General features: G+C 71.2%; 7 protein-coding genes. 6 read left to right on the top strand and 1 reads right to left on the bottom strand.

The window, feature by feature from the left end; translation table 11 throughout:
* From ACGFMP_RS37040 to ACGFMP_RS37025, 4 genes are all read left to right on the top strand, one after another.
* A partial coding sequence (locus tag ACGFMP_RS37040; RefSeq protein WP_393678485.1) for a tetratricopeptide repeat protein occupies window positions 1-854 on the top strand: 854 nt, incomplete at its 5' end.
* Between the two features lie 352 nt (window positions 855-1,206).
* On the top strand, window positions 1,207-1,395 hold the full coding sequence (locus tag ACGFMP_RS37035) for a hypothetical protein (RefSeq protein ID WP_393678483.1): 189 nt from the start codon (window positions 1,207-1,209) through the stop codon (window positions 1,393-1,395).
* A gap of 575 nt (window positions 1,396-1,970) precedes the next feature.
* Entirely contained in the window at window positions 1,971-4,247 is a 2,277-nt protein-coding gene (locus ACGFMP_RS37030) for a tetratricopeptide repeat protein (RefSeq protein WP_393678481.1), read from the top strand.
* A gap of 291 nt (window positions 4,248-4,538) precedes the next feature.
* Window positions 4,539-5,084: a hypothetical protein gene (locus tag ACGFMP_RS37025; RefSeq protein WP_393678480.1), complete on the top strand. Its 546-nt coding sequence runs from the start codon at window positions 4,539-4,541 to the stop codon at window positions 5,082-5,084.
* A gap of 136 nt (window positions 5,085-5,220) precedes the next feature.
* Here the strand turns inward: ACGFMP_RS37025 and ACGFMP_RS37020 are convergent, their stop codons facing one another.
* The gene (locus ACGFMP_RS37020) at window positions 5,221-7,332 is read right to left on the bottom strand and encodes a HEAT repeat domain-containing protein (RefSeq protein ID WP_393678479.1); all 2,112 of its coding nucleotides are present in this window, start codon (window positions 7,330-7,332) and stop codon (window positions 5,221-5,223) included.
* Window positions 7,333-7,604: 272 nt separating this feature from the next.
* Between ACGFMP_RS37020 and ACGFMP_RS37015 the strand changes: the two genes are divergently transcribed.
* Both ACGFMP_RS37015 and ACGFMP_RS37010 read left to right on the top strand, forming a co-directional pair.
* Window positions 7,605-8,114: a hypothetical protein gene (locus ACGFMP_RS37015; RefSeq protein ID WP_393678477.1), complete on the top strand. Its 510-nt coding sequence runs from the start codon at window positions 7,605-7,607 to the stop codon at window positions 8,112-8,114.
* Between the two features lie 388 nt (window positions 8,115-8,502).
* On the top strand, window positions 8,503-8,970 hold the full coding sequence (locus ACGFMP_RS37010) for an SMI1/KNR4 family protein (protein WP_393678476.1): 468 nt from the start codon (window positions 8,503-8,505) through the stop codon (window positions 8,968-8,970).
* Window positions 8,971-9,199: the final 229 nt, after the last annotated feature.

The raw sequence follows: 9,199 nt of genomic DNA, 5'->3' as shown, positions 1-9,199 counted from the left end.
GGATACTCGGCCCCGACCACCCCCACACCTTCACCACCCGCCACCAACTCGCCCACTGGCGCGGGGAGGCGGGGGACGCCGCCGGCGCCGCCACCGCCCTCGCCGGTCTCATCGAGGACCGGCTGCGGATACTCGGCCCCGACCACCCCCACACCTTCACCACCCGCCACCAACTCGCCCACTGGCGCGGGGAGGCGGGGGACGCCGCCGGCGCCGCCACCGCTTTCGCCGAACTCCTCGAGGACCGGCTGCGAGTGCTGGGCCCCGACCACCCCGACACCCTCAGTACCCGCCACAACCTCGCCCTCTGGCGCGGACGGGCGGGGGATGCTGCCGGCGCCGCAGCCGCGTATGCGGAGGTGCTGGAGGACCGGCTGCGGGTACTGGGCCCCGACCACCCCCACACACTCAGCACCCGCAACAACTTGGCCTGGTGGCGGGGCGCAGCGGGGGACGCGGCCGGCGCGGCCACCGCTCTCGCCGAACTCCTCGAGGACCGGCTGCGAGTGCTGGGCCCCGACCACCCCCGCACCTTCACCACCCGCCACAACCTCGCACGGTGGCGGGGGGAGGCAGGTGATGCCGCCGGTGCCACCACCGCTCTCGCCGAACTCCTCGAGGACCGGCTGCGGGTACTGGGCCCCGACCACCCCCACACACTCAGCACCCGCAACCATGCCGCCTACTGGCGGGGCCAGGCGGGGGATGCTGCCGGCGCCGCAGCCGCCTTCACGGAGATGCTGGACGACTACCTCCGGGTGCTGGGCCCCGATCACCCGGAAACCCTCGTCACCCGCCGCCATGTCGCCTACTGGGAGCAACAGCAAGACAAGGGCACGGGTGCTCCGGACTGACCACACCCCGCACCCCGCGGAAGAATCCCACCACCCCACCAGGAAGCGATCATCGGCCGCGCGCAATCCCCGCAGGTCAGCGGATTCCGTTGGCGGCCCGTCCTATTCCAGCCGGGCACCCCTTGCGGCCCAGGAGAAACGCAGGCGGCGACCGACCGCCGCGCAGCCAGGTCAACGGTGCGGACAAGAGGGTGTGCCGCGTAGGCCCCGCGGCAAGGCCTTCACTCAGAAGTCACACCAGTCACACCCGCCTCAATTTTGCTCACTGCAGCTGGGAAGCACCGGCGTTCGTCACGGGCGGCATACATGCGGGGCACACCGGGCCCTCGCTACGCGACCGACGGAGAGGACCATGAGGCGCACCCCCAGGACCAACCACCGCATCGACCACCTGGGCCGGCTGGTCGACAACCTGCTCGACGGCCTGGCCGCGCACGGCCGATCCGCCCGAACCGCACCCCAGATCCGCGCAGCCATCCGGGAACTCCAGCGCCCTCGCCGCGGCCGCCGTGCCCACCGCCGGTCCAACGCCCGCCGGTAGCCGGCGGTACACCCCGCTGTTCCTTCGCCCCGCGATTGCCCCGTTCCCCACCGTTCCGCAGCCCCATACGGGGATGCGGAGCAGCTTGCAGTCCCCGCACAGCTTGGGGTGGCTGTCGGTCGGGGTACCCCAAGCTTCCTCCTCGGACTTCGTCCACCGCTGATCGGTGAACTTCGTGCCGCACCGGGTGCACTTCGGCCGGCGGGCCTCACGCTCAGCGGCCTCCCGCCCGACCGCGTCGTCCAGCGGCCGGTGACCGGGAGCTGCTGCGCGCGCGAACCGTGCTGGGCGGCCTTCGCATGTTCTACGGCCTCTACATGTTCCATGGGCTGCTCATGCCGGACACACCGGCCCTGGCCGCGTTGCGACAGCGGATCGATGAACTCGGTATGGGACCGGTCCTGGGGATCCGGTGGGTCCGGCGGGCCTGCCGACGGGAGGTTCCCGGTGGGGTGACCGAATACCGGGTCAGGGGTCCTCCTCCGATCTAGAGTCGTCGGGTCGTCGCTGACTGTAGGGGGTGCTTGCGGGTGGGTGCGGAGCGGGATTCTGCTCTTGGTGGGTTGCCGCCTTCGATGATCGCCGAAGGCGGCAGCTTTGCTGTGGGCGGGGACGCCAACCTCACGGCGGCGGCGCCCGGAAGTGTGGTTGTGGGTTACGCCCCGCAGGTGAACGTTTACGGCGCCCCTCCGGCGCCGGTGTCGTGGCCGTGCACGGTGGGGGTGGTCCCTCCGCTGGCGGGCGAGTTCCAGGTCCGTGCCGAGCGCTCCTGGCTTCGGGACGCGGCCCCTGGTGGGGGGACGGCGGTGCCGTGCCAGGTTTTGGTGGGGATGGGCGGGGTCGGCAAGACCCAGCTCGCGGCCAACTACGTGGAGGAGGCGTGGGCCGGCGGGGCCGGGGCGGCCGGTGGTGGGGTGGATCTGCTGGTGTGGGTGACCGCGTCCAGCCGGGACGCGATCGTCGCCGAATTCGCACGGGCCGGGGCACGAGTCTGTGGGGCGGACCCGTCAGACCCGCAGCAGGCCGCCCGCGACTTCCTGGCATGGCTGCGATCGGGTGGCCGACCGTGGCTGGTCGTCCTCGACAACGTCACCAACCCCGCGGACATGTCCGGGCTGTGGCCGCCGGCGATCGCGCATGGGCGGACGCTGGTGACCACTCGGCGCCGCGACAACGCCCTCCTGCGGGGGCGGCACGCCCTGGACATCGGGGTGTTCACGTCCGTGGAGGCGGCGGCGTATCTGGCGTCGGTGCTCACCGCAGGCGAGTGCGATGAACCACCGGGTGCACTCACGGGGCTCGTAGAGGACCTCGGGTGTCTGCCGCTGGCGCTGTCCCAGGCTGCCGCATACATCCTCGACGCCAGTATCACGGTGGGCCAATACCGTGACCTGCTGGCGCGGCAGGCACGGTCATTGGGCGAGATCAGCCCGGATGTCCTTCCTGACGACCAGACCCGCACCATGGCCGCCGCCTGGGAGCTGTCCGTCGACTACGCCGACCGTCTACGCCCCACCGGGCTCGCGCGCCCGATGCTTCAGCTCACGGCGTTCCTCGCACCCGAGTCCACTCCGGTGCGGGTGCTGACCAGTCCGGTGGCCCTCGGCTACCTGACCTCCCACCGAGTGGCTTCCGTCGACGCCGGCGCGGCGGCGGAGCCGGGTGAGCCGATCACCCCGCGGGATGCGGCGGGCGCGCTGCACGCGCTGCACCGTCTGAGCCTGCTCAGCGCCCCCAGTCCCTCCTCCTTACGTGAAGGAGGGGGCACCGGCGCGGCAGAGGACGCCGATCATGCCGTCTGGGACGGATCCGTGGTGCGGATGCACCAGGTCGTCCAGCGCGCGACCCGCGACACCCTCGACCGCGAACGGTTCCACAGCACCGCGCGCACAGCCGGCGACGCCCTCATGGCCGTGTGGCCGGCAATCGAGCGCGACACCGGCCTGGCCCACGCGCTGCGAGCCTGCACCACCGCCCTGGCCACCGCCACCGAGGAAGGCGCCCAGCACGCGGGGTGCCTGTTCCAACCCGATGTGCACATGGTCCTTGCCCGGTTCGGGATCAGCCTGGGCGAGTCGGGGCAGTTCGCCGCTGCTGCCGAGCACTTCCAGCGCCTGGCCGGGGCCGCCGCCGGCCGTCTCGGTGCCGACCATCCCAGCACCCTGTTCGCCCACCACAACCTCGCCTGGTGGCAAGGCGAAGCGGGGGACGTCGCCGGCGCCGTCGCAGCGTTCGCTGCACTGCTGGCGGACAGGAAGAGGGTGCTGGGCCCCCATCACCTCCACACCTTTGCCACCCGTGGCAACCTCTGCCGGTGGCGGGGCCAGGCGGGGGACACGGCCGGTGCTGCGCAGGCGTGCGCTGAGCTGCTTGACGAGATGCTGCGGGAGCTCGGACCCGGGCATTCCTATGTCCTTCTCGCCCGGCACGACCTCGCCGAACTGCGGGGCAAAACGGGCGACGCAGCCGGTGCCGCCTCGGAGTTCGCCGAGCTGCTGGAGGACATGGAGGAGGTGCTGGGCCCGAACCACCCCTACACCCTCACCGCCCGGCACAGCCTCGCTGGCTGGCAGGGCGAGGTGCAGGAACCGGCAGACACAGCCGCAGCGCTGGCCGAGCTGTTGGAGCACCGGACCAGAGCGCTCGGCCCCGACCATCCCGACACCCTCATCACCCGCAACGACCTCGGCTTCTGGTTAGGCGAGGCAGGACGCGCCGCCGACGCAGCCGCAGTGCTCGCCCAACTACAAGAAGACCAAGTACGGGTCCTCGGCACCGACCACCCAGCCATCCTCAAGACAGCCCGCCACCTCGCCTATTGGCAGGAACGAACGGTCGGGAACGAGGCATGAGCCCATGCTCGGCTTTGTCCGTCGTCCCCGCGGAGATGGCCCCGCACCGGGCATAGGGTGCGCGGTTGGGCGTTGTGGCACCGGCAGCCCTCGCTCTGCGGCGGATCCGACGGCACAGCCGCGCCACGCTCCTCGCCGTGCGCCGGCTGCGCTCAGCCGCAGCCCTGGGCCGGCCCATCGACGCACTGTGGGACGGACTGTCTCGACGCTGCAATGGACACGCGGGCGGTCTTGAGTCCGGTCCGGGCCGTCATCAACTGCCCGGTACCGAATCGTAGGAGGGAGGGCGGAATGGATCAGGGGCTGGCCGCGGTGTGGGCCGGTGTCGCGGGCCTTGCCGGTGCGGGCGTCGGGGGCTGCTTCGCCGTGTGGGGGACGGTCATCGGCGGACGGAAAGCCGTCGAGGCCGCACAAGAACAGGAGGCCCGGGCGGCACGGGCTGAGCATCAGCACTGGCAGCGGCAACAGCGCTTCGAGGCGTACCAGGCCCTGACGGCGACCGCGGAGCCGCTCGTCACCTGGCGCGACATGGTGCCCTGGGAAGAGGCCCGCTCAGGGATCGACCCGGTGCGCACCGCGGTACACCGGGTGCAGATGCTCGGCCCGGCCGGCGCTGCGCAGGCCGCGTTACGGCTGCCCAGGATCGGGGCGCAGGCCACGAGGGCGCAATGGCCGTGGGCGGCCATGACCGACCCCTGCCCGCCGGACCCCGGTGCGCCCCGGGATGTGGCCGGCTACCCGGATCTGGAATGGCAGCCGTACCGGGAGGAGTTCCGGCGGGCGTTCGAGGCATTCACCGAAGCGGCCCGAGAAGTCCTCGACCAGCCCCCCGGGTAGGGCTCCGGGACACGACTTCGTCTCTCGCGCGGAGCGGCTGGTGTGCCAGAGCAGACTGGAGGATCGGTGACGGACTCTGGCTGCGGACCTCCCCGGATGCCACCCTGTCGTATACGGCATGGCGTATGCGCGGGTCTCAGACGGTTGCTGGTGGCGGTGTTCCGGGTGCGGGGGGATCGAGTCGGGCGATGAGGGTGCGGCAGGTGTGTTGGAGGGCCTCGTCGGTGTCGATGCCCCGGAACCTGCCGCCGCGTCGCGGCCCGGCCAATTGGTTCCGGAGCATGGGCAGCGCTGGCGTGGCGAGGGTGCCCATGCGGTCCAGGCAGGCCACGACGTGGTTGGCGGTCGCGGGGTTGTGGGCCACGGCTTCCAGCAGGACCTTCAGGACGGCCGGTGCCTCGGTCTGCCCGCCGATCTCCCACAGTGCGGTCGCACAGTGCACCCGGACCCACTCGTAGCTGTGGGTGAGGTGGCCGCGCAGGTGCGGCAGCGCGGCTGCGGCGGGCGGGCCGATCTCGCCGAGCAGGTCGACCGCTTCGGTGACGGAGGCGTCGATGAGGTCAAGCAGCACCGGTATGACCTCATCGGGATCGCCGCTGGCTGCCCATAGCGCGGAGGCGGCTGCGGCGCGTACGCGCGCGTCGGCGGCGGTGGTCAGCGGCCGGATCGTCACCCGGGCACCGGCTGCCGCCGGGCCGAACGGCTTGAGCGCGTTCATGGCTGCGCGGACAACGCGGTGCTGCTCGTGGCACACCGCGGCGGTGAGCGTGTCGACCACCGCGGGGATCGCGGCCGGGTCGCCGAGTGCGGTAAGGGCTGCCAGGAGCGCGGTGACGCTCATCTCGGTGTGCTGCCCGGTGAGGTCGGCGCGGCGCAGGTGGTCGCACAGCCGTGGCACCAGTTCGTCTGCTGCCTGAGGAAGGTGCCCTGCCACCTGGATCGCACGCCACGCGTCGGCATCGCTGTCCAGCGCCACCAGCAGGCTGGGCAGAGCGCGCGTGTCGCCGAGGCGTGCCAGGGCTCGGACGGCTTCCTGGTGGCTTCTGCGCAGCCGCGGCTCGGCGGCGGCCCATACGGTGGGGCCGTGGGCCGCGCGTTGGGCGTCGACGTGGGCAGCGAGTGCTTCCCGGGCCGGGGCGGCGATCGGGTGGCAGGACTCCAGGACTGCTGCGGCTGCGGCAGCGACCTCCAGGCCGGCGCTCGTGAGCTGCTCGGCGACCAACAGCAGGAGCCGGGTGTGGTCCCCGCGCCATTCCCTTGCCAGCTGCCCGCCCATCCGGACCGCGTCCAGGCGCGCACCGGGGTCCGGGCTGGCCAACTGCTCGGCCAGCACCGCGGTGCGATCACCCACCCGGGCGCCGAGGGCTGCGTGGAACGTGCGCAGCAGCGTCGTGGTCGGTGCATACACGCGGGTGTGCCGGTCGAGGTCCTCGAAGGCCGCGGCGATCTGAGGCGGGACTGCACCAGCGGACGCCGATGGACGGGCCGGGGCGGTAGCGATCGGCCGCACGGGCAGGGCTCTGGCGGTCTGCCGCAGCAGGACGACGGCGGTCGGCAGGACATCATCGCCGATCTCGTCCGGAGCGCAGCGGGCCCGCTGAACCAGCGCTGCCAGCCGTGTCGCCGGGCACTGGGTGGTGTCGGCGGCGAGGACGGACAGCCAGTCCTTCACCTGTTCCACGGCTGCTGGCAGGCGCAGCGCCAGGGTGGCCGCGGCCTCCACGACCCGTAGCCGCACCGGGAGTCCCTGCTCGGCGGCCAGCCGGTCACGCAACAGACCGGCGGCCTGGTCGGCGTCCTCGAGGAAGAGCCCGATCCCGGGAACCGCGGCCAGGCGCACGCCCGGGTCAGGATCGGATGCGAGTTGGGCGATGTCCGCGCCCTGCTCGCGAAGAAAGGCCATGGCCTGCGCGCACCCCATCGGCGGGTCGTACTCGATCTCGGTGCCGTCGTCCTCGAAGCCCCTGTCGATCGACTCCCGGCCGATGCCGACGATCAGCGCGACGACGGCGGCCCGGTCGGGCGTCGCGCGGTCGGTGGCCAGTTCGAACAGGAACGGCAGGCTGGCCGCCGTCGACGGGTACACGCTGCCCTGATGGTGGACCGCACTGTGGAAACGGTCCAATGCCTTGCCGCGCTCCCCCGCATCCGCCGAGCACAGCGCCCACAGCAATGCCGGCACCTCCTCGGCCGAGCCGTACGCGTGCTCCATCGACGCCCAGTCGATGTCATGAAGTCCGTCGAACATGATCGCCACCATGCCAGGCCCCACTGACAACGCCGAGCGTGTGGCAACGGAGCTGTACGGCATCACGCCCACGGGGGACGGGTCCGACTGGACGGATGGTCTAGCTCAGTGGGCCGGGACCACCGGTGTTGCGCCGGAAGGGAGTACGGGAAGACTCCCTCTGCAGGACACTGGGTGCCCGGGACCGCATCCTGACGACGGATCGGCGGCCCGCCGAGCGGTGGGGGCGGAAGGTGGGCCGGCAAGAGCGTGCCGATGCGGTGGACCGGAAGATGGCCGCAACGCGGCTGCCCGACCCGGCCGTGGAGGCGCTGATCGGCTGGTGGCAGACCCACGCGCATACCTTCGCCGACGGAACGCCGGGCGCGCACACCGTCCGCTACATCCCCGGCCGGTGGGCGCAGATCAGCCCGTGGCCGCAGAGCCTGGCCCCCACCGATGGCAGCGGTGACGCCGCAGTCAGCCGGGCCCAAGTGACGTCGGCGGTCGCCGATGCTCTGCAGCGCGAGGCTTTCCGGGAGGCGCTGGTCGCGACGTACGTGTGGGGCAAGGGAAAGCGCGGCACCCCCGCCTGCAGCGGGCCGGCCACACTGCGCGACGTCCTGGCCGCCGAAGGCCTGGACACGGCGCTGAAGACCGCAGTCACCGCGCTGCGCGAGCACGGCGCACGGCAGGCCTACGCCGCGCTTCTCCGGAAGGTCCCATGGTTCGGGCCGGCCTTCTTCACCAAGTTCCTCAACTTCACCGGCGCCACGGTGCCGCCCGGCAGCGGCCCGCTGTAGGTTCCCGACTTCGGTGTCACATGCCGAGGCTGCTGCCTGCGGCATCGCACGTTCCGCAGGTCCTGTCCCTTTGGGTGTTCCGCGTTCCGGCGTCCCTTTCCTAGCCCCCGGTGCAGTGCCCCTGCACTGGGCACCGGCCTCGTCCATGACGAGCACGGAGCCCATGCCTCCGCGATGCTGGCGACCAGGAGCAGCGATACTCAGACTGACGTGGGACGAAGCACCAGTTGGCGGTGCGAAGGTCGTTCGTCCCAACGGTCGGCCGGTGCCGAGCAGATGGGGGTGTGTGGTCATCCAAAGATGGACCCGAAGGCGCCGCACGAGGAGTGGGATTGGTGTTCAGTCAGAGGTCCCGCCACCGCTGATCGATGACCGAGTGTGGCCCCGCATGAGTCCCGAGGGGCGGGTCGAAGCGGTGGTGGCCAGTCTGGTCGACCAGCGTGTTGCCAGTGCCTCTACACCTATCGGCCTGTCCCCAGGGGAAATCGAGGCCATTGAGTACGAGCAGACGGCACCGATCGGCGCTGCCTACCGTCGGTTCCTCGAACTTGCCGGCGGTGGGGTGGGTACATTCTTGCAGGGCAGCGATGTGTTTCACCCTCTGGTTCTGGGCCTGCGCCAAGCCGCCGAGGACCTGTTGGCGGAGAACAAGGTCCCAGTCACCTTGGCGTCAACGGACAGAGTGATCCTCATGCACCAGGGGTACTGCTTCGACTTCCTGCAAGGAAGCGGACCTGACCCAGAGGTCTGGACCTACAACGAGATCTACCAACACCCGGTCACGCCGTTCCGCAGTGCCCCGAGGTTCACCGACTGGCTCCGGACGCACGCTGACCAGCACCGCAGCACGAAGTGACCCTCGATTTCCCAACGTCTCCGGTTGCAGTACCAGCCAGTTGCGCTCTGGCTCGCGGTCACGCCGGTCCGATCACCTGTTGGCTGGGCTATGGCTTCCGCCGGGTTACGTCCTTGGAAGTGGTGTAGCGGGTGGGACCTGTTCCGGGGGTTTGTCCCGGTGTCCGGGTTGGTGCCCGCATAGAAAGACGGCCACCGGCTGATCTTCGAAGTGTCTAAAGCCTCGAAGG

Origin of the sequence: Streptomyces sp. NPDC049040 (assembly GCF_043197715.1) — a bacterium.
Classification (GTDB): Bacteria; Actinomycetota; Actinomycetes; order Streptomycetales; family Streptomycetaceae; genus Actinacidiphila.
This window is presented reverse-complemented; position numbering and strand designations above follow the sequence as displayed.

Excerpts from the sequence above, each read along its gene's own strand:
- ACGFMP_RS37035 (WP_393678483.1), top strand. The coding sequence starts at position 1,207 with ATGAGGCGCACCCCCAGGACCAACCACCGCATCGACCACCTGGGCCGG.
- ACGFMP_RS37030 (WP_393678481.1), top strand. The coding sequence starts at position 1,971 with ATGATCGCCGAAGGCGGCAGCTTTGCTGTGGGCGGGGACGCCAACCTC.
- ACGFMP_RS37025 (WP_393678480.1), top strand. The coding sequence starts at position 4,539 with ATGGATCAGGGGCTGGCCGCGGTGTGGGCCGGTGTCGCGGGCCTTGCC.
- ACGFMP_RS37020 (WP_393678479.1), bottom strand. The coding sequence starts at position 7,332 with ATGTTCGACGGACTTCATGACATCGACTGGGCGTCGATGGAGCACGCG.
- ACGFMP_RS37015 (WP_393678477.1), top strand. The coding sequence starts at position 7,605 with ATGGCCGCAACGCGGCTGCCCGACCCGGCCGTGGAGGCGCTGATCGGC.
- ACGFMP_RS37010 (WP_393678476.1), top strand. The coding sequence starts at position 8,503 with ATGAGTCCCGAGGGGCGGGTCGAAGCGGTGGTGGCCAGTCTGGTCGAC.